Source organism: Halolamina litorea (assembly GCF_026616205.1).
GTDB lineage: Archaea > Halobacteriota > Halobacteria > Halobacteriales > Haloferacaceae > Halolamina > Halolamina litorea.
The window spans coordinates 1,970,397-1,996,852 of sequence record NZ_JANHGR010000001.1; the positions used below are offsets into that span (position 1 = coordinate 1,970,397).

General features: G+C 67.7%; 24 protein-coding genes. 19 read left to right on the top strand and 5 right to left on the bottom strand.

Annotated features, from left to right (window positions below; translation table 11 throughout):
- Positions 1–138: 138 nt before the first annotated feature.
- The 5 genes from NO998_RS10210 (at position 139) to NO998_RS10230 (ending at position 5,675) form a co-directional block, all read left to right on the top strand.
- A complete protein-coding gene (locus tag NO998_RS10210) occupies positions 139–945 on the top strand; it encodes a hypothetical protein (RefSeq protein WP_267647023.1) in 807 nt (268 codons plus the stop codon).
- Complete coding sequence (locus NO998_RS10215; RefSeq protein ID WP_267647024.1) at positions 942–2,093, top strand: hypothetical protein; 1,152 nt, start codon at positions 942–944, stop codon at positions 2,091–2,093. Before NO998_RS10210 ends, NO998_RS10215 begins: the two co-directional genes overlap by 4 nt.
- The gene (locus tag NO998_RS10220; RefSeq protein ID WP_267647026.1) at positions 2,090–3,169 is read left to right on the top strand and encodes a signal peptidase I; all 1,080 of its coding nucleotides are present in this window, start codon (positions 2,090–2,092) and stop codon (positions 3,167–3,169) included. Before NO998_RS10215 ends, NO998_RS10220 begins: the two co-directional genes overlap by 4 nt.
- A complete protein-coding gene (locus NO998_RS10225) occupies positions 3,159–4,091 on the top strand; it encodes a putative sodium/potassium/calcium exchanger (protein ID WP_267647027.1) in 933 nt (310 codons plus the stop codon). Before NO998_RS10220 ends, NO998_RS10225 begins: the two co-directional genes overlap by 11 nt.
- A gap of 162 nt (positions 4,092–4,253) precedes the next feature.
- Entirely contained in the window at positions 4,254–5,675 is a 1,422-nt protein-coding gene (locus NO998_RS10230; protein WP_267647028.1) for a SipW-dependent-type signal peptide-containing protein, read from the top strand.
- Positions 5,676–5,796: 121 nt separating this feature from the next.
- Here NO998_RS10230 and NO998_RS10235 read toward each other — a convergent pair whose 3' ends face one another.
- Entirely contained in the window at positions 5,797–6,798 is a 1,002-nt protein-coding gene (locus NO998_RS10235; protein ID WP_267647029.1) for a phosphate signaling complex PhoU family protein, read from the bottom strand.
- A gap of 283 nt (positions 6,799–7,081) precedes the next feature.
- Here NO998_RS10235 and NO998_RS10240 point away from each other — a divergent pair, with 283 nt between their 5' ends.
- From NO998_RS10240 to phoU, 5 genes are all read left to right on the top strand, one after another.
- Positions 7,082–8,077 (top strand): PstS family phosphate ABC transporter substrate-binding protein, encoded by a 996-nt coding sequence (locus NO998_RS10240; protein ID WP_267647030.1) that lies wholly within the window; start codon positions 7,082–7,084, stop codon positions 8,075–8,077.
- A gap of 61 nt (positions 8,078–8,138) precedes the next feature.
- Positions 8,139–9,128, top strand: a complete 990-nt coding sequence (pstC, locus tag NO998_RS10245; RefSeq protein ID WP_267647031.1) for a phosphate ABC transporter permease subunit PstC — start codon at positions 8,139–8,141, stop codon at positions 9,126–9,128.
- Positions 9,125–10,714: a phosphate ABC transporter permease PstA gene (gene pstA, locus NO998_RS10250; RefSeq protein ID WP_267647032.1), complete on the top strand. Its 1,590-nt coding sequence runs from the start codon at positions 9,125–9,127 to the stop codon at positions 10,712–10,714. The genes pstC and pstA overlap by 4 nt, the downstream gene beginning before the upstream one ends.
- Positions 10,701–11,561 (top strand): phosphate ABC transporter ATP-binding protein PstB, encoded by an 861-nt coding sequence (gene pstB, locus NO998_RS10255; RefSeq protein ID WP_379822018.1) that lies wholly within the window; start codon positions 10,701–10,703, stop codon positions 11,559–11,561. Before pstA ends, pstB begins: the two co-directional genes overlap by 14 nt.
- 171 nt (positions 11,562–11,732) lie before the next feature.
- A complete protein-coding gene (gene phoU / locus NO998_RS10260) occupies positions 11,733–12,404 on the top strand; it encodes a phosphate signaling complex protein PhoU (protein WP_267647034.1) in 672 nt (223 codons plus the stop codon).
- 15 nt (positions 12,405–12,419) lie between these two features.
- On the opposite strand, the gene NO998_RS10265 is transcribed toward phoU, so the two are convergent.
- Positions 12,420–13,256, bottom strand: coding sequence for an aldo/keto reductase (locus tag NO998_RS10265; RefSeq protein ID WP_267647035.1), 837 nt, complete (start codon positions 13,254–13,256; stop codon positions 12,420–12,422).
- Between the two features lie 99 nt (positions 13,257–13,355).
- Positions 13,356–15,578, bottom strand: coding sequence for a CDC48 family AAA ATPase (locus NO998_RS10270; protein WP_267647036.1), 2,223 nt, complete (start codon positions 15,576–15,578; stop codon positions 13,356–13,358).
- Positions 15,579–15,818: 240 nt separating this feature from the next.
- Between NO998_RS10270 and radB the strand changes: the two genes are divergently transcribed.
- Entirely contained in the window at positions 15,819–16,514 is a 696-nt protein-coding gene (gene radB, locus NO998_RS10275; protein WP_267647037.1) for a DNA repair and recombination protein RadB, read from the top strand.
- A gap of 123 nt (positions 16,515–16,637) precedes the next feature.
- On the opposite strand, the gene NO998_RS10280 is transcribed toward radB, so the two are convergent.
- Positions 16,638–17,798, bottom strand: a complete 1,161-nt coding sequence (locus NO998_RS10280; protein WP_267647038.1) for a CBS domain-containing protein — start codon at positions 17,796–17,798, stop codon at positions 16,638–16,640.
- 395 nt (positions 17,799–18,193) lie between these two features.
- Between NO998_RS10280 and NO998_RS10285 the strand changes: the two genes are divergently transcribed.
- From NO998_RS10285 to NO998_RS10305, 5 genes are all read left to right on the top strand, one after another.
- Positions 18,194–19,066 carry a DUF2182 domain-containing protein gene (locus NO998_RS10285; RefSeq protein WP_267647039.1) on the top strand — a complete coding sequence of 291 codons (873 nt, stop codon included), beginning with the start codon at positions 18,194–18,196 and terminating at the stop codon, positions 19,064–19,066.
- Between the two features lie 197 nt (positions 19,067–19,263).
- A complete protein-coding gene (locus NO998_RS10290; protein ID WP_267647040.1) occupies positions 19,264–20,127 on the top strand; it encodes a copper chaperone in 864 nt (287 codons plus the stop codon).
- A gap of 46 nt (positions 20,128–20,173) precedes the next feature.
- Positions 20,174–20,764, top strand: a complete 591-nt coding sequence (locus NO998_RS10295) for a winged helix-turn-helix transcriptional regulator (RefSeq protein WP_267647041.1) — start codon at positions 20,174–20,176, stop codon at positions 20,762–20,764.
- 108 nt (positions 20,765–20,872) lie between these two features.
- The gene (locus NO998_RS10300; protein WP_267647042.1) at positions 20,873–21,673 is read left to right on the top strand and encodes an inositol monophosphatase family protein; all 801 of its coding nucleotides are present in this window, start codon (positions 20,873–20,875) and stop codon (positions 21,671–21,673) included.
- A gap of 59 nt (positions 21,674–21,732) precedes the next feature.
- Entirely contained in the window at positions 21,733–22,182 is a 450-nt protein-coding gene (locus NO998_RS10305; RefSeq protein WP_267647043.1) for an Lrp/AsnC family transcriptional regulator, read from the top strand.
- A gap of 24 nt (positions 22,183–22,206) precedes the next feature.
- Here the strand turns inward: NO998_RS10305 and NO998_RS10310 are convergent, their stop codons facing one another.
- Positions 22,207–22,584 (bottom strand): hypothetical protein, encoded by a 378-nt coding sequence (locus tag NO998_RS10310; protein ID WP_267647044.1) that lies wholly within the window; start codon positions 22,582–22,584, stop codon positions 22,207–22,209.
- Between the two features lie 90 nt (positions 22,585–22,674).
- Here NO998_RS10310 and NO998_RS10315 point away from each other — a divergent pair, with 90 nt between their 5' ends.
- The 3 genes from NO998_RS10315 to idsA3 all read left to right on the top strand — a co-directional run bounded on the left by NO998_RS10315 (position 22,675) and on the right by idsA3 (position 26,385).
- Positions 22,675–23,769, top strand: coding sequence for a DUF63 family protein (locus NO998_RS10315; RefSeq protein ID WP_267647045.1), 1,095 nt, complete (start codon positions 22,675–22,677; stop codon positions 23,767–23,769).
- 220 nt (positions 23,770–23,989) lie between these two features.
- Positions 23,990–25,336: a ribonuclease J gene (locus NO998_RS10320; protein ID WP_267647046.1), complete on the top strand. Its 1,347-nt coding sequence runs from the start codon at positions 23,990–23,992 to the stop codon at positions 25,334–25,336.
- 2 nt (positions 25,337–25,338) lie between these two features.
- A complete protein-coding gene (idsA3, locus tag NO998_RS10325) occupies positions 25,339–26,385 on the top strand; it encodes a geranylfarnesyl diphosphate synthase (protein WP_267647047.1) in 1,047 nt (348 codons plus the stop codon).
- Positions 26,386–26,456: the final 71 nt, after the last annotated feature.

Genomic DNA, 26,456 nt, shown 5'->3' on the forward strand with positions numbered 1-26,456 from the left:
CCGGGCAGGGGCTCCGTACCCCCCGGAGTGGGGTGCCGTACCGTTCCCGCGCGTGGCCGCACGCGGTCCGTACTAACGTCCCCCCGATTCCACTGTTCTTCTAACGTGCCCGTACGGGCGCGAGACACAACAATGACCATGACCCACCTAACGCGGCGAGGCGTCCTCACGGCGCTCGGGGGCGTTGGGCTCGGCACCGTCGCCGGGTCCCGCCTCCTCGCCGGCGAGCGCCCGCCGTTCACACGCTATACGCTCGCACAGACCGCGGACGGGGACGGCTCCCTCCGCGTCTCGTGGTACGAGCGCTACAACGGGAGCACCGTCGAGGCGACGGGCGGCACCAACGAGAGTGCCGTCGATACGCTCGACCCCGAGACACAGCCCACCTACGTCGACGACGCCGCCGTTGCGGTGATCTCGTTCGACAACGTCCTGCCGGACGACAGCGGGTCGCTCGTCGTCGGCCTCGAGGCCGTCGACGCGGACCTGAACGTCTGGTTCCGGCCGCGGATCACCGCCGACGCCGAGAACGGGCAGAACGAGCCCGAACTGCTGGCGGAAGGCCCCGATACCGACGGCGACGGCGAACTCGACGTCCTGAGTGACGTGAGCTACTGGCACGACAACGGCGTCGTATTCGGCGACTGCAACGGCCGGCAGGGGCTGTTCGAGCCCCAGTTGGTCACCGCCGACGGCAGCGCCGCCGCCGGCTCGCTCCGTGACGTGACCGACGCCTTCGGTGACGGCGTCCGCCTCCCCTTCGACGGCGGGGACGGCTGCCCCGACGCGCTCCCGGCCGGCGGGAACCGCTGTGTCGGCTTCAACTGGGCGCTCCCCGAATGGGTGGGCAACGAAGTCCAGAGCGACAGGCTGTCGTTCGAACTGGAGTTCGTGGCCGTCGCCTGTGGCGACGACCAGAACCCCTTCCTGGAGGTGGCGGAGTGACGCCCATCAGCCGCCGCCAACTGCTGGTGGGGATCACCGCCGCCGGTGCCGCCGGGACGATCTCGGGTGTCGGCACCGCGGCGCTGCTGACCGACCGGGAGACGCTGGCCGCGGAGATCCGTGGCGGACGCGTCGAGCTTCGCGTCGACGCCGGGGACGGCTCGACCGACGGCCCGGTCGAACTCCCCTTCCCCACGCTCGAAGCCGGTGACACCGGGTCGGTCGAGTTCGCGTTCGACGTGCCCGACGAGGATGGGGTCAACCCCGTCTACCTCTGGCTCCGCGTCGGCTGTGCCGGCGCCAGCGGGCTGGGGGATTTCCTCCGGGTCACGCTCTCGCGGCGCGACGACGCGGGCGAGGTACTGTTCGAGGGGACCCTCGCCGAGATGTTCGACGCACTCGGCGACGGCATCCGACTCGACCCGAGTAGCGGCGCCGGCGACCAGGGCTGTTTCCAGCCCGGTTCGACGGTCCCGCTCTCGCTCGCGTACGAACTCTCGCCGGCCTACATCGGCTCGGACGCGACCAGCCTGCTGGTCGAGGGCGTCGCGGTGCAGTGCCGTGGCGTCGACGCCAGCCAGCGCCCGCCCGAGTTCGACGCACCCCTCGGTGCGGCCGACTGCACCACGGTCGAGTGCCCGTGCTGCACGCTGGTCGGGAAGTACGAGAGCACCCTCACCGCGGGGGTTCTCCCCTTCGACGAGGGGAGCGACGACTACCGCCTGTCCGTCTCGGACATCGAGACCAACGACGACGGCGAGGCGATGGCGGCCCGATTCCGGGTCGTCCTGGCCGACGACCCGACGACGGAGGTCGAAGTCTGCCGCGTCCTGATCAAGTCCGGCCGCGGGCCGGACGCGAGCACGGACCTGTTCGTCTACGAGGACGAGGAGGTCGACGGCGTGATCGGTACCGACCGGTACGCCATCAGCCACGTCACCGTCGGGATCTGCACCCCCACGGTCGACGGCGAGTGCCCGCCCGACCTGGTGACAGAACAGCGTCCCCAGGGCGGGAACGGTAACAACGGCAATAACGGCAATAACGGCAACAGCGGCAACAACGGCAACAGCGGCAACAACGGCAACAGCGGCAACAACGGCAACAGCGGCAACAGCGGCAACACCGTCGCAGGAGGCGACCGATGAGCCGGTTCGGCGAGGGCTCGGCCCGGCACGTCGTCGGCTTCATCGTCCTCCTGCTGGTGATCGCCCCGTTCGCGGCCTACGCCGCGCCGGCGCTGGTCGGTGCCGACGAGAGCTACATCGTCCTCACCGGAAGCATGCGCCCCGGGATCGACCCGGGTGACGTGGTGTTCGTCAGCGCGACCTCGGCGGCCTCGATCGGCGTCGACGACGTGATCACGTACACTCGCCCGGGCAGCAACACGCCGACGACCCACCGCGTGGTGGAAGTGGTCGAGCGTGACGGCGACCGGCTGTTCCGCACGCAGGGGGATGCCAACGAGGACCCCGACAGTGCGCTCATCGCACCCGAACAGGTGGTCGGCGTGGTGACCCTGACGATCCCGTTCATCGGGACCGTCATCGGGCTTGCCGACAGCCAGTACGGCTTCCTCGCGCTCGTGGTGCTGCCGTTCGGCCTCCTCGTGCTCGACTTGGGCTACTCGGCCGTGAGTCGCAGAGTGGGCCGACCCGGCGGCGCGTCCGAGGAGGACGCCGACGTTCCGGTGGTGTACGACCCGGTCCGAGCGGCCGAAGCGTACTACGACGCCGCCGAGCGTCGCCTCAGCGAGGCCGAACGGACGGCCACGCCGGGGGTCAGCGCTCGGGACATGAGCGCCTCGATGCTGCTGGCGGCGGGGCTGGCGATCTACGCCGGCTGGAACGCCTACTGGCAGTTCACCAGCTTCGGCGCCCCGCGCGCGGAGACGATGTCCGTGCTCTCGGGCGCGCTGGTCTGTCTAGCGTTCCTCGGCTACCTACGCGTGACGAACGGCGGGTCGGACGAACCGGCCCCCGCCACGGCACCCGGAACGCCCGGCGTGGCCGAGGTCGCGCCCGTGGGAGCCGCCCCGAGCGTAGCCCGACCGCAGGCAGCCCAGCACCCCGCAGGGGTGGAGGCGGCCCACGGCGTGGCTCCCGGTGCCACCGCGGCGCCCGAACCTCGCGTGGAGACCAACGGCCACGGCTACCCCGTGTGGTACGCCGACGGCGGCTACGAACAGGCCTCGGAGGCCAGGGAGGGCGCTGATGCGCAGTAAGGCGATCAGCGCGATGGTGGTGGCGGCGTTCGTCATCACCGCGGCTGCGGCGGGGGGCGTCACGGTCGCCCTCCTCTCGGACGGCGAGACGGCGATCGTCCCGGTGGCCGCCACCGGGGCGGCGCCGACGCCGAGCGACGACGACGACACCGAGCCGCTCACGCTCCTCGGAGCGGGTGGGAACGGCTCGACGCTCGACGCGTCTGCGGCCGGCAACGAGACCCTCGGTAACGAAACCGCGGGCAACGAGACCGTCGGCAACGAAACGATCGGTAACGAAACCGCCGGCAACGAAACGATCGGTGACGGCGGCAACGAAACCGTCGGCAACGAGACTGCAGCCGACGGCGGCAACGAAACTTCCGGCGACACCGACGGCACCGTCTCGATCGGTAACGAGACCGCCGGCGACGGCGGCAACGAAACCGCTGGCGACGGCGGCAATGTGACCGTCGGCAACGAAACGATCGGTGACGGCGGCAACGAAACCGTCGGCAACGAGACTGCAGCCGACGGCGGCAACGAAACTTCCGGCGACACCGACGGCACCGTCTCGATCGGTAACGAGACCGCCGGCGACGGCGGCAACGAAACCACGACCGGTGGCAACGAGACCGGTGAACCGGACGACGAGCAGCTCCCGTCCGGCAACGAATCGTCCGGCAACGACACCGCGTCGGGGACGAACGAGACGGTGACCAACGGGACCACGCCCGAGGGGACCGCACCCGCGACCGGTGAGTCCACCGGAGACGGTGACGACGCCGGCGAGGGTGCCGGCGACGACGGCCCGGACGCGACGGCCTCGAACGACGACGAATCGCTCGACGATTCCCCCGAGGAGCCGTCCGGTGATGCCGACGACGAGACCGAACCCTCCGGCGACGACGCCGAGGGCGACGACGACCCGTCAGACCCCTGAGCGGCCGTTTTTCAGCGTTCTCTCGGTGACCGTACCGTTCGGTACGAACCCCGTACCGTTCGGTCATCCGGGGGAAACCGGCCGTTCGTCCGGAGGAAGCCCCGGTTCGCCGAGTGCGTGGCTGTTCGTACATAGGACCCCTGCCAGCCATGGGGAGGATGTATGAGCGACAAACAACTCATCCCCACAACCCGACGCAACGTACTCATCGGACTCGGCAGCATCGGCATCGCCTCCGCGGGGGCAGGCCTCGGTACGACAGCCTACTTCAGCGACACCGAATCGTTCAGCGGAAACGTCCTCGAAGCCGGGCAGTTCGACCTCCGTGTGCGCTACGTCGGCCAGTACAACGAGTTCGGCGAACCCATGTTCGGGCAGGCATCCGGCATCATCGACGGCGTGAACTCCACGGTCGGCGGGACCACCGTCGGCGAGGCGGACTTCGGCTTCACCGTCGACGACCTCAAGCCCGGCGACACCGGGGTCGGTGAGTTCTGCTTCCAGATCATCGACAACCCCGGCTACGTCTGGATGTCGGGTGAAGTGACCCAGAACGACGAGAACGGCTACACCGAGCCGGAGCCGACGACGGCAGCCGGGGGCGACATCAACACCCCCGGCGACGCCGACGGCGAGGGTGAACTGCTCGACGCGCTGCAGGTGTACGTCTCCTACTCCGACGGGGCCTACAGCGACACCAGCAGCGGATCGCCCCCGACGGTCCTACCCGGGACCGCACGCGGTGACGTGTTCAGCGGGACGCTCCGTGAGTTCTTCATGGGCGAGTACCTCATCGACGCCGACCCCACGACCGCCGTGGTCGACCCCGTTCCCGGCACCGACGACGAGGCGGAGTTCGCCGAGCCGTGCCTGCTGTTCGAGTTCGAGGTGCCCACCACCGCGGGCAACGAACTCCAGACCGACGTGCTGGGCTTCGACATCACGTTCAACGCGGTGCAGGCCCGCCACAACGTCGTCCGAACCGCCGAAACCGGGACCGGCTTCGTCGACGTGAGCGAGGCGACCAACACCGGCGGCGGCTACGGTGACGACGGCGAGGACTTCGCGTCGAAGACCATCACCGGCCGCGCCCGCTACGGTGACAGCGGCGGCGCGGCGACCTACGAACTGGCGACCGGGACGTCCACCCCCGGCGGCGACCAGCAACAGATCGACTGGACGCCGTTCCTCGGGACCGCGACGGACTTCACGTTCACCTACGACGCCAACGCGGCCACCGCGACGTTCGCCCTCGCAAACGGCGCCGTCTCCTCGACGGTGACTGGCGTGAGCGCACCCGCGGGCCGGATCGGCCTGCAGGGCAAGGCCGACGAGTCCACCGTGGCCATCGACAACGTTGCGCTGACCGCCGACGGCACCGCAGTGACCGTGGTCGGTCCCGACGGCGTCACGGCGACCAACGACGACGACGGCGCGGGCCGCGACATCAGCTACCTCGTGTTGAACACCAGCGCCGCCGACCTCGCGAACGGCTTCGAGATCACGGGCGACGTGACCATCGACGCACAGGGCGACTTCGCGGGCGCGATGGAGGGCATCGCGTTCGACATCGTCGTCGAGTGATCGAACCGGAAAACGAACCGCGCCGGCTCCGACCCCGGCGCACCGACCCAGTGTCGCTGTGGGCGACACCGGAACCCCGACCCGCGCCGGCCCCCCGGGCCGACGGACCGTCCGTCGCCGATCAGGGCGTCGGCGCCGCTTTCTGCAGTGCCGTTTCGGCGACGTTCCCCCCGTAGTCCGCCGACCGCGAGAGCGAGTCCACGATCAGCCCGAGCAGTTGGGCCCGCGCGGGGTCGAAGTCACGCAACAGTTCGTCGATCTCGCGGGCGCTGCCGTCGATGTCCTGGACCTGCTCGCGGGCGCGGTTGGCCAGCCGGATCGCCTCGTCGTTCTCGTCGGCGAACAGCGCGGCCATCGCGTTGTCGATGACCTCGGCGGCGGCCTCGTGAAGCTCCCGGAGGGAGTCGACGACCTCCTCGGGCGGGGCCGTCTCGATCTCCAAGGAGAGGTGAGCGATCTTGGTCGCGTGGTCCGCGACGCGCTCCAACTGCCGGGCGCTGGAGTGGTAGTCGAAACAGACCTCGCGGGGGAGCCCCAACTCCTCGGCGGCGGTGGGGCTCCGCAGCGTCGCCCGGAAGATACGGGAGACGACCATGTAGAGCCGGTCCACGTCGTCGTCGCGCTGGATCACGTCCTCCGCGAGGTCGGCGTCGTCGGTGGCGAGCGCCTCGACGGCGTCGCCGAGCATCGAGGAGGCGATCAGGCGCATCCGGTCGACGGCGTTGTGGATCGACAGCTCCGAGGAGTCGAGGAGGTCACGCACGACCACGCGGTCGCCGGTCTCCTCCAGTACCTCCAGGCCGACGAGGCTCTGGGTCGCCTGCCGGATCGTCCGACGCTGGTCGGTCGTGATCCGGTCGGCCTGCAGCGAGATCACGTCGAACCCGGAGACGTACATCGTCATCACCGCGCGACGGAGCTCCTCGCCCTGGAGGCCACTGACCTCGAGACTCCCCTCGGTTCGCTCCTCGTCGGAGACGGGGGTGAGGACCAGTGAGTCTTCCTCTGGATGGAACACGACGCGGCTGCCCGCTTCCACGTCGTTGTCCGTCGCCCAGTCCTTGGGGATGGAGACCGTGAACGTCGATCCGCCGGTCACCTGCACCTTCCGGGTCTCGGCCATGCGAGTACGTAGTGAAGGCGTCGGTGATAAGCGTTCCTCAAAACTATATATCAACTGAAGAACTACCCCTACAGCTCAGGTTCGATGCGGCCCCTACGGACTGCCCACGGGCCGTAATGATTCACCACCCAGCACCCAGAACGCCATTAAGTAACCTCTAGAGCCGTATTTGGTCGGATTTCTTGGTTCGCGCTCGCTGCCGATAGTGAGAACAACCCGCATATTGTGATCTATATAGTTTTCATAGTAGTGTATTTACCCCTGAGTGCGCTCCGGATAGGTAATGGCACGACAGACCGACGGTGTATCCCGGCGATCGTTCCTGGCTGGCGTCGCAACCACTGGTGCGGTAGCTGCCGCCGGCTGTACGAGCAACACCGGTACCGAGGGCGAGGGCGGGCTCTCGGGGGACATCCGGATCACCGGGAGTTCGACCGTGTTCCCGCTCGCGTCGGCGTTACGCGAGGAGTTCATCGGCGAGCACGAGAACGTGGACATCTCGCTCAGCTCCGACGGGAGCGGTGGCGGCTTCACGAACTACTTCTGTACGGGCGATTCGGACTTCAACAACGCCTCGCGACCCATCGCGCCCGAGGAGGAGAGTCAGTGTTCGGACAACGACGTGACGCCGGTCGAGCTCAAGGTCGCGACCGACGCCCTGACCGTCGTCGTCAACCCCGACGCCGACTGGTTCGGCGCCGACGGCGAGGAGTGTGTGACCGTCGAGGAACTCAAGCAGATCTGGTCGGCCGAGAGCCAGCCGACGACCTGGAGCGACGTGAACTCCGACTGGCCCGACGAGGAGATCCAGCTCTACGGCCCGACCGACGCCTCCGGGACGTTCGACTACTTCAACGAGGTCATCATCGGCGAGGAGACCGACCACCGGACGGACTACCAGTCGACCGAGCAGGACAACCAGATCATCAACGGCGTCGCCGACAGCGAGTACGCGATCGGCTACATGGGCTTTGCCTACTACTCCCAGAGCGGTGAGGGTGTCACCGCACTCGGGATCGACAACGGTGACGGCTGCGTGAAGCCGACGCTCGAAACCGCACGGAGCGGCGAGTACCAGCCGCTCTCGCGGCCGCTGTTCACCTACCCCTCCCAGTCGTCGCTGGGCGAGGAGCACGTCGCCGAGTTCGCCCGCTACTGGATGGAACAGAGCACCAGCGAGTCGCTCGTCGCCGACGAGGTCGGCTACGTCCCCAACACGGAGGCGGACCGCGACGAGATGCTCGACCGGCTCGAGTCCGCCATCGAAGCGGCCGAGTAACTCCGGCCGTGAGCGACACAACGAAGCGTTTTTTCGCGGATACGCCGATGGGTGATTCAGCATGAGCGGGGATCGGGCGACCGAGACGCTGACGCGCCGGACCCAGAACTCCTCGCGGGAGCTGCTCGCCAAGGCGTTCTTCTTCGGCTGCGCGGTGCTTTCGGTTGCGACGACGGTGAGTATTGTTGGACTACTGACTTTCGAAGCGTCGAAGTTCTTCACCCTCACGGCGCCGCTCGTCGGCGTCGAGGGGGCGACGGCGACGTTCACGGAGTTCTTCACCGGCAGCGAGTGGGGGCTGCAGGGGCCGAACCTCGGCGTCATGTCGCTGGTGTCGGTGACGCTGATGGTGACGATCGGGTCGGGTCTGATCGCGATCCCGCTCGGGGTGGCGACGGCGCTCTACCTCAGCGAGTACGCGAGCGAGCGTGCTCGCTCCTACCTCAAGCCCGCACTCGAAGTGCTGGCGGGCGTCCCGTCGATCATCTACGGGATCTTCGCGGTGGCGTACATCACGCCCGCCATCGACGCCGTAGTCGGCGTCCAGGGCCTGTTCAACATCGCCTCTGCCTGTATCGTCGTCGGCATCATGATCCTCCCGATGGTCGCCTCCGTCAGCGAGGACGCGATGCAGGCCGTGCCGGACGACCTCCGGCAGGCCGGCTACGGGATGGGCGCGACCAAATACGACGTGTCGACGAACATCGTCGTCCCGGCGGCGGCATCGGGCATCTTCTCGTCGTTCATCCTCGCGCTCTCGCGGGCCATCGGGGAGACGATGGCGGTCACCCTCGCGGGTGGCTCGCTCGCGCGGAACTTCGACCCGACGAAGCTCTCCTCGTACTTCCAGCTACTCAACCCCGAGTCGTACCTCGAACCGGGGATGACGATGACGGCGGCGATGATCCAACTCCTGACCGGCGACGTGACCGGCGGGGGGCTGGCCTACCGCAGCCTGTTCGCGGTGGGGCTGGTGCTGTTCGTCATCACGCTCGGGATGAACGTGCTGAGTGACCTGATCGCCCGCCGCTACCAGGAGGACTACCAATGAGTACCGAAACGACCGACGGGTTCGGTCACGTCAGCCGCCGGGTCGGCCAACTGTTCCGCTACGTGTTGTTCGCGTCGACGCTCGTGGGCATCCTGACGCTCGCGGTGTTGTTGGTGTACGTCGCCAACGACGCCTTCCGGCCGCTGACGGCCGACCCCGGCTGGCACCTCGTCTTCTTCCTCACACTCGTCGTCCCCACGGTCGGGGTCGGCTGGTGGAGCTACCGACGGAGTTACCGGACCCTCACGACCGGGCTGCTCGGACTCGTGTTGCCCGGGATCGCGGCGCTGTACGCCGGCGGCCTCGCCGCGCTGTTCATCGACGTGATCCCGACGCTGGTCTGGCTCTCGTTCGTCGTCGCCCTCGCGGTGCCGGGCGCCGTCGTCGTCGCACTGAGCCGGACCAACCGCGACGTGCCGTTCCTCGCACAGATCGCCGCCGTGTTGGTCTCCGCGGTCGGCTCGCTGCTGGTGATCCCGGGACTCATCCAGAGCTTCCCGACGGTCCCCGCCGACTGGATGGTGCTCGTGCTGACCATCGGCGTCCCCGAGGGGGCGCTGCTGGCCCGCTGGGCCGACGGCCGCTGGGGTCGCCGTGACGGACTGATCGCCGGCGTCGGGACGGTCATCGGCAGCGCCCTCGCGGGCGTCGCCGGGATCGCCACCGGGATCGGCGCGGTGCCGGGCGTCGCACTCGCGCTCTTTGCCGGCGTGCCGACGGCCATCTACGTCGCCGTCGTCGTCAGCGAACGGCCCGAACAACGGATCGGCCTGCTGCTCCCGGCCACGATCATCGTCGGCGCACTGGTCGGCGAACTGGTCGTGGGCACGCTCGGCTTCGCCGGGCCCGAGTCGTGGGTCGACTGGGGGTTCCTGACGGGGACGACCCAGAGCGGTGACCCGCGCTCGGTCGGGATCTACTCCGGCGTCGTCGGGACGATCCTGCTGATGTTCACCGTCGCGGCCATCGCCATCCCGACCGGCGTCGGCGCGGCGGTGTACTTGGAGGAGTACGCCCCCGACACGCGACTGACCCGGATCATCGACGTGAACATCAGCAACCTCGCCGGCGTCCCCAGCGTGGTGTACGGGCTGCTCGGACTCGGGCTGTTCGTGCGCTACGCCGGGGCGAAGACGGGGACGCTGATCGTCGGCGGCGCGACGCTCGCCCTGCTCGTCTTCCCCATCGTGATCATCTCCTCGCGGGAGGCGATCCGGGCGGTGCCCGATTCGGCCCGGCAGGCCTCCTACGGGATGGGGGCGACGCGCTGGCAGACGGTGAAGAACGTCGTGCTCCCGCGGGCGTTCCCGGGGATCCTCACGGGAACGATCCTCGCGCTCTCGCGAGCCATCGGCGAGACGGCGCCGCTGCTGGTGATCGGCGCCGCGCAGGTGTTCGGGGTCCCCGACGCGTGGGACTCGACCATCGGCGCGATGCCGCTCCAGCTCTACGTCTGGGCGTCGACCTACGCCAGCCCGGAGTTCTACACGACCGTCCTCGCGGCGGGGATCGTGGTGCTCCTGACCGCGATGTTGAGCATGAACTCGATCGCAATCTACGTACGCAACCACTATGAGCAACGCTAACCAGCAAACCGACATGGAGGACGGATCGACCGGCGACGAGTACGCGGTGAGCGTCCCCGAGGGCCGGGGACGGGACAGCGACGCCCGCGGCGAGGCGTCGACCATCATCGAGAGCCGTGACCTGAGCGTCTGGTACAACGACGACCAAGCGCTCCAGTCGGTGAGCATGGAGATCCCCGAGAAGCGCGTCACCGCGATGGTCGGGCCATCCGGCTGCGGGAAGTCGACGTTCCTCCGGAGCATCAACCGGATGAACGACCTGATCGACGCCGCCCGCGTCGAGGGGGAGATGCTGTTCAAGGGCAAGAACGTCTACGACGACGACGTCGACCCGGTGGCGCTCCGGCGCCGCATCGGGATGGTGTTCCAGCAGCCCAACCCCTTCCCCAAGAGCATCTACGACAACGTCGCCTACGGCCTGCGCCTGCAGGACCGCACCGAGAACCTCGACGAGAAAGTCGAGGACGCGCTCCGGAAGGCCGCCCTCTGGGACGAGGTCAAGGACAAACTCGACGAGTCCGGGCTGGACCTCTCCGGCGGGCAACAACAGCGACTCTGTATCGCCCGCGCCATCGCCGTCGACCCCGAAGTGGTGCTGATGGACGAACCGGCGTCGGCGCTCGACCCCGTCGCCACCTCGAAGATCGAGGACCTGATCGACGAGATGGCCGAGGAGTACACCGTCGTCATCGTCACGCACAACATGCAGCAGGCCGCCCGCATCTCCGACAAGACCGCGGTGTTCCTCACCGGCGGCGAACTCGTGGAGTTCGACGACACCGACAAGGTGTTCGAGAACCCCGAGAGCGACCGGGTCGAGGACTACATCACTGGGAAGTTCGGGTAGTCCGTCGGGTTCGCTGCTGGCCGGTCGATTTTCGGTCGTTCCCACCCGTGAGCCGCTGGCTCGCCCCGTCGGGGACGTTCCGAATTCGGGGGTGTCCCCGTGGCTACGTTCCTCACAGCAACCGCCGCGGAGTCTCGAACAGTTATCAACCCCCCGCCGTTACCCCCGCGTATGCCACGAGACGACTACCAACGACAGCTCGAATCGCTCCGGGAGGACGTCCTCTACATGGGCGAGGTCGTCGCCGAGCGCCTGCGGATGGGCCTCGACGCGCTGGAGGCACAGGACGACGAACTCGGCCAGGAGGTCATCGACCGCGACGACGAGGTCAACCAACTCTACCTCGAACTCGAACAGGACTGCATCGACCTGCTGGCGCTCCAACAGCCCGTCGCCGGCGACCTGCGCTTCATCGCCTCCTCGTTCAAGATCATCACCGACCTCGAACGGATCGCCGACTTGGCGACGAACCTCGGAGGGTACGCCGCCGAGGCCCGCTACGAGGTGTTCCCCGACGTGGACGTTCAGCGCATCGGCGACGAGACCCTGGAGATGCTCGCCATGGCGATGGCCGCCTACGAGGACGAGGACGCCGAGGGCTGTTTCGCCGTCGCCGAGCGCGACGACGACCTCGACGCGCTGTGTGAGAGCGCCTCCGAGATCATCGTCCGGGACCTGATCGAGAAGGAAGCCGGCGACCGCGAGGAGGTCGAGGACCTGATGGGCGACGTGTCCCGACTCCTCCTGACGGTGCGGGACCTCGAACGCGTCGGCGACCACGCGGTCAACGTCGCCGCCCGCACGCTGTACATGGTCGACAACTCCGACGAACTGATCTACTGACGCCGCTGCGCTGCGTTACTCGCTCAGTCGGGCGAGGTCGTCGTCGGTCAACTCGATCCCGCTCGCGGCGACGTTCTCCCGCAGGTGCTCGACGCTCGACGTGCCGGGGATCGGCAGCGTCACGTCGGAACTGGAGAGCAGCCACGCCAGCGCGACCTGGTAGCGCGAGGCGTCGTGGGCGTCGGCGACGGCGTCGACGGCCTCGGCCTTCTCGTCGAGGTCCCCGGCGCCGAGGGGGAAGTACGGGATGAAGCCGATGCCGGCGCCCTCACAGGCGTCGAGCACGTCCTGGTGCTCGCGGTTGACGAGGTTGTAGTTGTTCTGCACCGTCGCCACCTCGACGTGGTCGCGGGCGGTCTCCAACTGCTCGACGGAGACGTTGCTCAGGCCGACGTTGTCGACCAGCCCGGCGTCCTTGAGTTCCGCGAGCTTCGTCACCGACGCCTCGAAGTCGGTGTCGGGGTCGGGCCGGTGGAGCTGGTAGAGGTCGATACTGTCCACGCCGAGGCGGTCGATGGACGCCAGCGCGGCGTTCTCGAGGTAGTCGGGGTCGCCGTGGGGGAGCCAGTCGCCGTCGTGGCTGCGGAGCAGTCCACCCTTGGTGGCGACGAGCGCGTTGTCAACAACGCCGGCCTCGCGGAGCAGGCGCTCGCTCGTTCCGGGGCCGTAGGAGTCCGCCGTATCGATGAAGTCCACGCCGAGGTCGACCGCCTCGCGCGCGACGTCGCGGGCGGCCTCCTCGTCGTCTGGAGCGCCGATGATCCCCTCGCCACAGAGCCGCATCGCGCCGAAACCGAGTCGGTGGACGGTGTACTCGCCGATGTCGAACGTGTCGCTCTGGTTCGTGCCCATACCCGAATTAGCGGCTGCTCGTGGTTGGGTGTTGCCCTGGTGTCGAACGGCTCGCCGATGTCGGGGAGGGACGCTCTCCGCCGAGAAGGGGCGGTCGGGCTACTGGAAGCCCAAGCGGTTGCCGCCGCGGTCGACGGACGTGCTCGCGCTGCCACGGAACTCCTCTTCGACCTCCTCGTAGTAGCTGAGGAGGTCCTCGGTGATCGTCGGCCGCACCGACTCGATGGCCTGCCGGAAGTGGCTCATCTCGACCTCGTCGGCGTCGTCGTCGGCGCGGAGCGCCTCGATGGCGGCCTCCCGGCAGATCGACTCCAGGTCGGAGCCGACGTAGCCGTCGGTGATCTCCGCGATCTCCTTGAGGCTCACGTCGGGGGCAAGCGGCGTGTTCTGGGTGTGGATCTGGAGGATCTTCTCGCGACCCTCCTGGTCGGGCGAGCCGACCATCACGAGGCGGTCGAACCGGCCAGAGCGGATCAGCGCCGGGTCGATCATGTCCGGGCGGTTGGTGGCAGCGATCACCATCACCTCGCCCATCTCCTCCAGCCCGTCGAGTTCGGTCAGGAGCTGGTTCACGACGCGCTCGGAGACGTTCGTGCCCATGTCCTGTCCCCGACTCGGCGCGAGCGAGTCGAGTTCGTCGAAGAAGATGACGGTGGGCGAGACCTGCCGGGCCTTGCGGAACGTCTGGCGGATCGCCTTCTCGGACTCGCCGACCCACTTCGAGAGCAGTTGCGGGCCGCGGACCGAGATGAAGTTGGCGTTGGTCTCGTTGGCTACCGCCTTCGCCATCAGCGTCTTCCCGGTGCCGGGCGGGCCGTAGAGCATCACGCCCTTCGGCGCCTCGACGCCCATGCGATCGAACTTCTCGGGGCTGGACAGCGGCCACTCGACGGCCTCCTTGATCTGCTGTTTGGCGTCCTCGAGGCCGCCAACGTCCTCCCACGTGATCTTCGGCAGTTCGACCAGCACCTCCCGCATCGCGCTCGGTTCGACCTCGTTGAGCGCGCCGCGGAAGTCGCCCTCCTTGACGATCATGCGGTCGATCAGGCTCGGGGGCACCTCCTCCTCGTCGAGGTCGATCTCGGGGAGGTAGCGCCGCAGCGCCTTCATCGCGGCTTCCTTGCTCAGGCTCTCGATGTCGGCGCCGACGAAGCCGTGGGTCTCGTCGGCGAGGTGGTCGAGGTCCACGTCGTCCGAGAGGGGCATGCCGCGGCTGTGGATCTGGAGGATCTCCTTGCGGCCGGTCTCGTCGGGGACGCCGATCTCGATCTCGCGGTCGAAGCGGCCCGGGCGACGGAGCGCGGGGTCGACGCTGTCGACGCGGTTGGTGGCGCCGATGACGATGACCTGTCCGCGGGAGTCGAGCCCGTCCATCATCGTCAGTAGCTGGGCGACGACGCGGCGCTCGACCTCGCCGGTCACGTCCTCACGCTTGGGCGCGATGGAGTCGAGTTCGTCGATGAAGATGATCGACGGGCTGTCGTCCTTGGCGTCCTCGAAGATCTCACGGAGCTGCTGTTCGGACTCCCCGTAGTACTTCGAGATGATCTCCGGGCCGGCGATGGAGAAGAAACTCGCGGAGGTCTCGTTGGCGACGGCCTTCGCGAGCAGGGTCTTCCCGGTGCCGGGTGGCCCGTGGAGCAACACTCCCTGGGGCGGCTCGATGCCGAGCTTGTTGAAGATCTGGGGGTGCTTCATCGGGAGTTCGACCATCTCCCGGACGCGCTGGATCTCGTCCTCGAGGCCGCCGATGTCCTCGTAGGTGATCCCGCCGCCGGTCTTGTCGAACCCGGAGATCGGCTCCTCGCGGAGTTCGACCTCGGTCTCCTCGGTGACGAGACAGACGCCGTCGGGCTCGGTCTCGACGGCGATCAGGGGGATCGCCTGCCCGGGCGAGCGCATGAACGGGTGGTTCGTGCTGGACATCACGGGGACGATGTCGCGCTCGACCACCGGACGCTTGAGGATCTGGCGCTTGACCATGCCGGCGGCCTCGGAGCCGAACTGCACCGACGCGTCCTCGGGCGGCGCGAGGGTGAGCTTCTCGGCGGTTTCCGCCTCGGCCTTCCGGATGGTGACGCGCTCGCCGATGCTCACGTCGGCGTTCTGCCGGGTGAAGCCGTCGATGCGCACCGTGTCGGTGTTCCAGTCCTGCCGGTCGGCCCGCCAGACCTTCGCGGCGGTGGTCTCGGCACCCTCGATCTCGATGATGTCCCCGGGGGAGAGCTTCAGGTGCAGCAGGGTGTCGGGGTCGAGCCGAGCGATCCCACGGCCCGAGTCGTTCGGATACGCCTTCGCGACTTCCAGTTGGACTTCGTTCATGAGTAACCCGGAATGAGTTGTGCGAAGGTAGTCGGTCTCGGCGCATAAGTGTGGCGCTAGGGTGAGGTTTCGTACCACAATCGGGGTCACGAAACGTGGGAGAACGGCCGGAATCGTGCCGATCCGGCGGCACATACCGGCACCGGGCCGGGGACCTGCGCGCGGCCGCCGAGATCGTGGGGGTCGGCGGGGCTCGCCGACTTCCGAGCGCTTTCGTACCAGTACGCACAACCCCGGATCGTGAGTGATCCCGTCCCCATCGGCTGTGGCCCCGTCGACGACCTCCTCGGCGGCGGCTTCGAGCGCGGTACCGTCACGCAGCTCTACGGCGAGCCCGCGGCGGGGAAGACCAACCTCGCGCTCTCGGCGGCTGTCGAGGCCGCGGTCGACGGCGGTCGCGCGCTCTACATCGACACCGAGGGGCTCTCGATCGAACGCTTCCGACAGATCGTCGACGGCAAGACCGACGCGGCGTCGTTCGACGACGTCGCGGGCCGGGTCGTCGTCTCGGAGGCCTACGACTTCGACGAGCAGGCCGAAGCGGTGCGCGACGCCGAGGAGTTCGCCGAGTCGGTCGACCTGATCGTCCTCGACTCCGCGACGGGGTTCTACCGGCTGGAACGCGCCGGCGAGAGCTCCGGCGGCGAGACGCTGCGGAAGGTGGCAAGTCAGGTGACCCACCTGCTCTCGCTGGCCCGGAAACACGACGTGGCGGTCGTCGTCACCAATCAGGTGTTCCGCGACCCCGACGCCGACCGGACCCGCGGGCTGGGCGGCAACACGCTCGAACACTGGACCGGCGTCGTCCTTCGACTGGAGCGCTTCCGCGGCGGCAACCGCCGCGCCTCGCTGGAGAAACACCGCTCGAAGGCCACCGGCGACTCGGCGACGTTCCGGATCACCGGTGACGGCGTCGAGGCGACCGACGAGTTCTAAGCCGGCTCGACCCACCGCGAGCGAACGAAGTGAGCGAGCGGGCCGACGAGTGACCGGAGGGAACGAGGAGGCTTTTGGTCGAGCTTTTGCCAGGGCCCTCTGGGGCCCGCAGCAAAAGGTCGTTTAGAGTTCGTTCAGCTTCCGCATCAGCTGGCCGCGGTACTCCTCGTCGGCCTTGACGCCCTTGAGTTCGAGGACGTTGCGCTCCAGTCGGTCGAGGGCAACGTGGAACGCGTGGTCGGCGCCGTAGCCCTCGCCGGAGCCGGCGACCTGGCCCTGCGTGGTGCGGAGGCGGATCTGACAGCGGATCAGCGGAGTGCCACGGAGCTTCTCCTTGTGCTGGCTGAAGCGCACGTGGGCGTGGAGGACGTTCATCTCCTGGAACTTGTCGACGACGGCGGTGGTGTCGGCGACGATATCCTCGCGGGTGAGGTCGTCCAGCAGGTTCACGTTCGTGATCTGGACGTTCATCGACTCCTCCTCGGTCAGCGAGAGGGCACGCAGCACGTCGGTCTTGGTGATGACGCCGGCGATGTCGGCGCCGGAGGGCGTCGCCGTCACGACGAGCCCCGAGATGTCGTTCTCGAACATGACCGTGACGGCGTCGTCGACGGTCTCACCCGGCGTGATCGTCTGGACCGGGCTGGACATCAGGTCGTACACCGGGATGTCGAGCATCCGGTCGATCTCGCCGCGGCGGTCGCCCTCGCCCTGTCGCTCCTCGTCGCGCACGGCGAAGTTGACGATGTCGTTGGTCGTGATGATCCCCGTGAGTTCGCCGGTCTCGTTGACCACCGGCAGCCGGGAGATGCCGTTCTCGCGCAGGCGGTTGATGGCCTTGCCCACGTGGTCGTCCTCGGTGACGGTGACGACGGACTCCGACGCGATGTCCCCGACGGTGATCGCTTCGAGGTTCTCGTGGACCGTACGCAGGATGTCGTCGGCGGCGACGATGCCCCAGAGGTTCTCGCCCTCGTAGACCGGAGCGATCTTCACGTCGCCCTCGACGAGCACGCGGCAGACCTCGCGTACGTCGTCGTAGCGGGCGACCTTCGGGGGACTCCCGCCGCTCCGGGAGGACCGCACGATGGCCGACACCTTGGTGTCGTCCTCGACGTGGGACTGGATCAGTTGCTTCTCGCGAACGACGCCGATGCAGTCACCGTCCTCCATCACGACGATCCCTTTCGGGTTCTCCCGCTCGAAGAGCGACCGGACCTTCGCGACGCGGGTGTCGGCCTCGACTTCGGCGAACTCCTTGACAGCAATATCGGAGATATCCATAAGCACTCAACTACTTTCCCCGGAGATGCCTTGAAGCTTGCCGCCCCGAGCCGGTCGCCGACGAACCACCCGAGACGGTACCGACTGGCACGGTCAGGACACGACTATGGATGCCGAAAGCAGAAGGCGACGGAAGCTAACGAACCGAAGTCACGCGGCGATACGAACGACGAAACGCCCCGTAGAAGGGACCGATTACCGGGACAACCTTCGTCTGAAAGGAAACGATCCCATGATTCCGAACGATCGGAGGAACTCGGGTGGTGAAACCCACATCACGCGAACTTTTTTCACAGTCATTTGATTGGGTACCGGTAGCCAATGTGGCACTTCGAACCGAACCGTGATCGTGGGTGGGGTATCGACGAACCGGCGACCTGGGGGGGTCGCTGACCATGGCGTACGGAAGCGCACGCCGTGAGGAGACCGAAACCGAGACGGGGCTGTTCAGCCTCGGACTCACTCGTGGGCGGACGGCGGTGCTCGCGATGCTGGGCATCGACGCCGTGTTCTGGGTGATGATGTGGGAAGGGAGCGTGCCGATGCCGGGGATGAACTGGCTGATGGGCGAGCGTTCCATCCCGATGGCGGCGCCGGGCGCGATGGAACTCGGGACGTTCCACGCCGGCGGGACGGCGTTCGTCGGCTTCTTCGTGATGTGGGGGGTGATGATGTGGACGATGATGCACCCCGCGATGGCGCGGTTCACGCGGGACTACACCGCGGCCCACCAGGGGTCGGCCGTCCAAACCGCGCTCGCGGTCACGGCCTTCTTCGCCAGCTACCACATCATCTGGATGCTCTCGGCAACGTTCCCGCTCGGGTTCCACGCCGGGCTCTCGGCGCTCGGCTACGAGGGGATTTACGGCTTCGTCCGGTCCCATACCGTCGGCGTCGTCGGCACGATGCTGGTCCTGACGGGGCTCTACCAGCTCACGACGTTCAAACAGAACCTCCTGCGTGACTGCTGTGCGAACGTCAATCCCCACGAGGACGACATCCCGACGGCGTTCCGTGAGGGAGTCTGGCACGGCACCCGCTGTGTCGCCATCTGCTTCGGCTTCTTCTTCCTGCTCATGCCGTTCTTCGGGGAAATGAACTTCTTCTGGATGGTCGCACTGACCACGCTCGTGACGATCGAACGGCTCCCGATCTGGGGCGACGACATCGCCGTCTCGACGGGTATCATCAGCCTGCTGGCGGGGGTCGTCGTCCTCGTCGCCCAGCCCGATCTCGGCATCTCGTTTACGATGTCGATGGGGATGTAACGCCGCTGACTGCCGAAGGCGTCAGACAGTTCCGAACCGTGGCCTCCCCGTCGTTTACGGGAGATCGGCGCTGCGGCCCGGGGGTATTTTCGCTTACTCGACGGGCCACCGGCGGGTGTACGCTTTTTCACGCTGCTCTGTGTTTCGGGAACCAACATGGACTGGTGTGGGGGCCAAAACCGTCAGTGGGGGGAGCGATGAGCCTCCAGTACGATCCCGACCAACAGGACGGGCTGTTCGACCTGGATCACACCCGCGGGACGGCGGTGATCCTGGTCATGCTCGCGCTCGATGCGGTGTACTGGATATGGACCTACAACGGCGAGGTGCCGATGCCGGGGATGATGTGGCTGATGAACGAGCGGGGCATCCCGATGGCGGCGCCGGGCGCGATGGAACTCGGAACGTTCCACGTCGGGACCCTCGACGCCTACCTCGGCTACGTCGTGATGTGGGGCGTGATGATGTGGGCGATGATGATGCCTGCGATGACCCGCTTCGTCAGGGACTACGCCAACTCCCACCGCGGGTCAAGCCTCTCGGTGACCGGTTCCGTCGGCGGCTTCCTCGCGAGCTACCAGCTCGTCTGGCTGCTGACCGGCGTCATCCCGTTGGGAATGCATCTGGGCTTCACGCTCGCGGGCTTCGAGGGTATCTACGGCGCGGTCAAGAGCCACCCTCACGCGTTCGTCGGGACCGCGCTGATCCTGACCGGGCTCTACCAGTCGCTGTGGTTCAAAAACGGGCTGCTGCGTGACTGCTGTGCGAACGTCAACCCTCACAGCAACGACTTCTTCGACTCCTTCGGCCGGGGGCTGCGCCACGGCACGAAATGCGTGTTCATCACGTTCCCATTTTTCTTCTTCCTGATGCCGATATTCGGGGAGATGAACTTCTTCTGGATGGTCGGGCTGACCACGGTCGTCACCGTCGAGCGCCTGCCGTTCTGGGGCAACGAGGTGGCGACGGCGACGAGCCTGATCAGCCTCGCCGCGGGCGTCTACGTCCTCGTCATGCAGCCGAGCCTCGGACTCTCGTTCGCCATGTCGATGGGGATGTAGCGCCCGGGAGCGGGGATTCTTTACTCGCGGTCGTCTACGACGGTCTATGCGCGACCTCGACGAGACGGACATGACCATCCTCCGAATCCTCTCCGCGGACGCCAGAGCGTCCTACAGCGAGATCGGCGAGGAGGTCGACCTCTCCGCGCCGGCGGTCTCAGACCGGGTGAGCCGGCTGGAGGAAGCCGGCGTGATCAGGGGGTTCACGCTCGACCTCGACCGCTCGCAGCTACAGGGCGGCGTCCCCCTGCTCGTTACTGTCGACGTCGATCCGGGGCACACGAGCGCCGTCCGGGCGGCCGTCGACGACATCGAGGCGGCCGAGCACGTGTTCCAGACCGCCGACGGAGACGTGGTGTTTCACGCCCGGCTCTCAGAGTCGGAGGTCGAGGAGGTGCTGGCGGGTGTCGCGGGCGCCGGCGGCGTCGCCGACTTCGACGTGACGATGCTCACCGACGTGGACTGGACGCCGACGGTCAGCGGCTCCGGGTTCGCCCTCGAGTGTGCGGAGTGTGGCAACACCGTGGGGAGTGAGGGCCAAGCGAGCAAGATCGGCGACTCGGTCTATCACTTCTGCTGTCTCACCTGCAAGGGGCGGTTCGAACAGCGCCACGAGCGCTTGGAGAGCGGCGCCTGAGGCCGTCGTCGTCCGTGCCGCCGCGGTCCGCACGCCGCCGATGATCCACGGCAAACCCCGCCACCGGACCCGATGTTTCTTACTGTTGGCCGTCCGAGCGGATGGACCATGCACGAACACGGTTCGACCGGCCGCGCGGCGCTCGCTCGCCGTGCGGCGGTCGCCGGTGGCGAAGTCGCCGCGGAGTTCTTCCGCACCGGCGTCGCCGTGGAGACGAAAAACGGCAAGACCGACGTGGTGACGGAAGCCGACCGCGCCGCCCAACGCGAGGTCGAAGAGGTCATCCACGAGGAACACCGCGAGGAGCCGGTCGTCGGCGAGGAGGGCGACGCGCTGAAGTCGGTGCCGGAGCGCGGGCCGGCGTGGGTCGTCGACCCCATCGACGGTACGAACAGCTACGTCCGGGAGCTACCGACGTGGGCGACGGCCGTGGCGTGTGTCGAGGACGGTGAGCCGGTGGCGGCCTGCAACGCGCTGCCGGCGCTCGGGGACGTGTACACCGCGGACGGCGAGGCGGCGTACCGGAACGGCGCCGAGATCACCGTCTCGTCGGTCGACGACCCCGAACGGGCCGCGGTCGTCCCGACGGTCTGGTGGGAACAGGACCGCCGCGACGAGTACGCCCGGGCGTGTGGAGCCATCGTCAGGCGCTTCGCGGACCTCCGGCGACCCGGCAGCGCACAGGCCGCGCTGGCGATGCTCGCCGCCGGGTCGGTGGAGGGTGTGGTGACCAACGTGGACACGAAACCGTGGGACACGATCGCCGGGGTCCACCTCGTCCGACGGGCCGGGGGGACTGTGACCGACCTCCGGGGTCAGCCGTGGCACCACGGCGCCCGCGGGCTGGTGGCGTCGAACGGCGCGCTGCACGAGGACGTGCTCGCGGCGGCGCGGGAGATCGACGACTGAACGGGGACGGCGGCGCTGCCGGCCGGAACCACAAAGAGTCCGCACGCCTCAGCCCCGGTATGGAACTCGACGAGACCGACAAACAGATCCTCCGCATCCTCCAGGAGGACGCTCGGACCCCATTCAGCGAGGTCGCACGCCGGATCGACATGTCGAGTGCGACCGTCCACGACCGGGTGAACAGGATGGAGGAGGCCGGCGTCATCCAGGGCTACCACGCGAGCGTCGACGCGCGGTCGGTCGGCTACGGCGTCAGCGCGTTCGTCGGCCTCCGGACCGATCAGGGCCGCGAGGAGGAGGCGCTCGCCCACCTCGCCGGCCTGCCGGAAGTGAAGGAGGTCCACCTGACGACCGGCCAGTGGGACGTGATGGTTCGGGTCCACGCCGAGGACACCGACGCGCTCAGAGAGCTAATGTTCGACCACATCGCCGACACCGAGGGGTTCGCCCGCTCCCAGACGATGATCGTCCTCGGCACCGACTACGAGGCCGACGGCCTGCCGATCTAACCGTCGGCGCGACCCGAGCCCCGACTAGCCGGTGTACTGTGCCTCCGCGGAGTTTCGCTCGTGACCGAAGTCGACGATTTCGGCGTCGATCACGTCACCGACGTCGACGCTCTCGGGGACGCCCTCGACGAAGATGACGAACCCCTCCTGCTTACAGACCGCGACGCGCTCGCCGGAGTGGTGGCTCTTGAACTCCTTGACGCCGAGCGAGACGCTGTCGCCGACGGAGACGGGCGGCTCCCGCTCCATCGCGTCCTCGTGGGCCTCGCGTGACTCCTGGCGTTCGGCGCGCTGTTTCCCCACCACGACGCCGTCTGCCTTCCCCTTCCGATACCCCCCGTAGGCGGCGACACTCACGATGGCGGCGACGGCCGCGATCACGAGCGGCGACGGTGTGACCATACCCCGACTGGCGAGCGCGGCGTAGGTAACGATACCGGCCGGATGGGGGAGACCGCAACCCTGAAGCCTCACGCTGTGTGCCTTCGAGGTATGTCCTCCCTCCGCGAGCGCGTCGACGCCGAACCCGAGCGGCTCTGGGCGGCCGTAGTCGGGACACTGCTGGCCGTGCTGGTCGGGGGATCGCTGCTCGTTCCCGAAACCGTCTACGACGGCTTCGTCTGGCACTACTTCTGGGGGCCCGTCCAGGCCGACGCACACAACGCCGCGTGTGCGGTCCGCCCCGGCAACACCGTCGAGTACCTCTACAGCAGTACCGCCTGTGCGGCCGCCGAGGAGCCAGTCGCCGAACCGGGCTACACCATCGTGAGCGAGGTCGGCTACATGATCTCGCTACTGTTGACCATCTCCGGGGTCGTGTTCCTCCTCGAACGGCTGGGGATCGGCGAGGAGCGCGGGCTGTTCTGGGCGATGGTGCCGTTCATGCTGCTCGGGGGCGCGCTCCGGACCGTCGAGGACGCCCACAACGCGATGGGCGAGGGCTGGCTCGACTACCCGCTCAACACGCTGCTGATCAGTCCGATCATCTACTTCACCGTCTTCGCCGTCGCGCTGGCGAGCATCCTCGTGTCGATCTGGATCGTCCGCCGGGGGTACGCCGAGCGCTACGACCGGCCGCTCGCCGTGATCGGGACGGGCGCGTTCCTGCTCTCGATCGTCTACCTCTCGGTGCTCGCAGTGACCGAGGCAGAGGTAACGTTCTACCCGCTCGTGCTGATCGCGATGGTCGCGTTGGCTGCCGCCGCGACCGCCGTGACCTGGTACGCCATCGAGGCGTTCGCCCCAGGGATCAACGCGGGGACCGGGCTGGCCGGCGCGATGGTTCTCGTCGCCCACGCCGTCGACGGCGCCGCGAACGTGATCGGCCTCGACTACCTGATGGCGCTGGGCGTGCCGTACAACCTCTCCCCGAAACACCCGGCGAACCGCTTCATCGTCGAGTCATTCGGGGCGGCGTGGCCGTTCCTCGTGGTGAAGATGATCGCCGCGACGTTCGTCGTCTGGGTGTTCGAACCGGAACTCGCCGAGGAGAGCCCGCGGTACACCACGCTGTTGCTCATCGCGGTCGCCGCCGTCGGCCTCGGACCGGGGACGCGCGACCTGCTGCGGTCGGTCTTCGGCGTCTGAGGCGGCGACGGCCGCCCCACCCGCGGGAGGCTGCCGACCCGCGCCATTTTTACCCTCGGACACGAAAGGTGGCGTAAGAACACCCGCGGGTAAGCGCCGACGTGGCGTTGCGGGGATCGGTGGCCGACGCGCTGTAAGACGCCGGGGTCGACGGCCCCCAGAACTCGCGGCTGTTTCCGTACGCACACCGCCACGAACGTGGCTTTGAGTGCACACAACCATGGAAGTCGAAATCGCAACAATCGGCGGCTACGAAGAAGTCGGTAGACAGTGTACAGCGGTCCGCGCGGGCCAGGACGTGGTCATCTTCGACATGGGCCTGAACCTGAGTAAGGTCCTCATCCACGACAACGTCGAGACCGAGCAGATGCACAGCCTCGACCTCATCGACATGGGCGCGATCCCGGACGACCGCGTCATGTCCGAAATCGAGGGCGACGTGCAGGCCATCGTCCCGACCCACGGCCACCTCGACCACATCGGCGCCATCTCGAAGCTGGCACACCGCTACGACGCCCCGATCGTCTCCGCCCCCTTCACGATCGAACTGGTCAAACAGCAGATCCAGGGCGAGTCGAAGTTCCAGGTCGACAACGACCTGATCAAGATGGAAGCGGGCGAGACGATGCAGATCGGCGACGAGACCGAACTCGAGTTCGTCAACATCACCCACTCCATCATCGACGCCGTCAACCCCGTCCTCCACACGCCGGAGGGCGCGGTCGTCTACGGCCTCGACAAGCGGATGGACCACACGCCCGTCGTCGGCGACCCGATCGACATGGATCGGTTCCGCGAGATCGGTCGCGAGGGCGAGGGCGTGCTGGCCTACATCGAGGACTGCACCAACGCCGGCCGGAAGGGCCGGACCCCCTCCGAGCGCGTCGCCCGGGAGCACCTGCGTGACGTGATGATGAGCGTGAAGGACTACGACGGCGGCATCGTCGCCACGACCTTCTCGAGCCACATCGCGCGTGTGAAGAGCCTCGTCGAGTTCGCCGAGGAGATCGGCCGCGAGCCGGTACTGCTGGGCCGCTCGATGGAGAAGTACTCCGGCACCGCCGAGCGTCTCGGCTTCGTCGACTTCCCGGACGACCTCGGGATGTACGGCCACCGGAAGTCCGTCGACCGCACGTTCAAACGGATCATGAAGGAGGGCAAGGAGAACTACCTCCCCATCGTCACCGGCCACCAGGGCGAGCCCCGAGCGATGCTCACCCGGATGGGTCGCGGCGAGACCCCCTACGACCTGGAGGAGGGCGACAAGGTCATCTTCAGCGCCCGGGTCATCCCGGAGCCGACCAACGAGGGCCAGCGCTACCAGTCCGAGCAGCTGCTCCGGATGCAGGGCGCCCACATCTACGACGACATCCACGTCTCGGGTCACCTCCGCTCGGAGGGCCACTACCAGATGCTCGAAGCGCTCCAGCCGGAGAACGTCATCCCCGCCCACCAGAGCCTGAAGCACCTCGCGGACTACGTCGAACTCTGTGAGTCCGAGGGGTACAACCTCGGCGAGGACGTGCACCTCTCGCGAAACGGCACCGTCCACACGCTCACGGAGTAACGATGAGCGAGGAAGCGACGGTCGAACGGCTGCTCGCCGCGGTCGAACAGCGCCGCGAGCGGGTCAACGACGCCATCGCTGAGGACCTCCCGATAGAGGAGCCGAAACGACTCTACGAGGCCTCGCGCTACCTGCTCGACGCCGGCGGCAAGCGGCTGCGGCCGACAGTCTGTCTGCTCGTCGGCGAGGCGCTGGCGGACGTGGAGCCGGGTACCGCCGACTACCGTGCGTTCCCGGCGCTGTTCGACGACGAGATCGACCTCCTGCGCGCGGCAGTCAGCATCGAGGTCATCCAGTCGTTCACGCTGATACACGACGACATCATGGACGACGACGACCTGCGCCGGGGCGTGCCCGCGGTCCACCGCGAGTACGACGAGGCGACGGCCATCCTCGCCGGCGACACGCTCTACGCCAAGGCGTTCGAGTTCATGACCGACACCGGGAGTCGAGCGGACCTCAGCGTCGCCGCCACCAACCGGCTGGCCCGTACCTGCACGCAGATCTGTGAGGGGCAGGCCCTCGACGTGGAGTTCGAGAACCGCCACGGCGTGCTCCCCGACGAGTACTTGGAGATGGTCGAACTCAAGACGGCGGTGCTCTACGGCGCCTCAGCGGCCATCCCGGCGATCCTGCTCGGCGCCGACGACGACACGGTCGAGGCGCTGCGCCAGTACGGGATCGACTCCGGGCGCGCGTTCCAGATCCAGGACGACGTGCTCGACCTCACCGTCCCCAGCGAGGAGCTGGGCAAACAGCGCGGCTCGGACCTCGTCGGCGAGAAGGAGACCCTGATCACGCTCCACGCGCGCCAGCAGGGCGTCGACGTGGACAACCTCGTCGACGCCGAGACGGCCGACGAACTCACCGAGGAGGCCGTCGCCGAGGCGGTGGCGACCCTGGAGGAGGCGGGCAGCATCGAGTACGCCCGCTCGAAGGCCCAAGAGCTGACCGACCGCTCGAAGGACCACCTCGAGGCGCTGCCGGACAACGACGCCCGCGGCCTCCTGGCTGACCTGGCCGATTACCTGATCAATCGGGGCTACTGAGGCCCCGGCCGCCGTTCTCGACGACCGCGTGGCGAGCGGGCCTCGGCCGCCGCACACGATCGGCCAGTCGA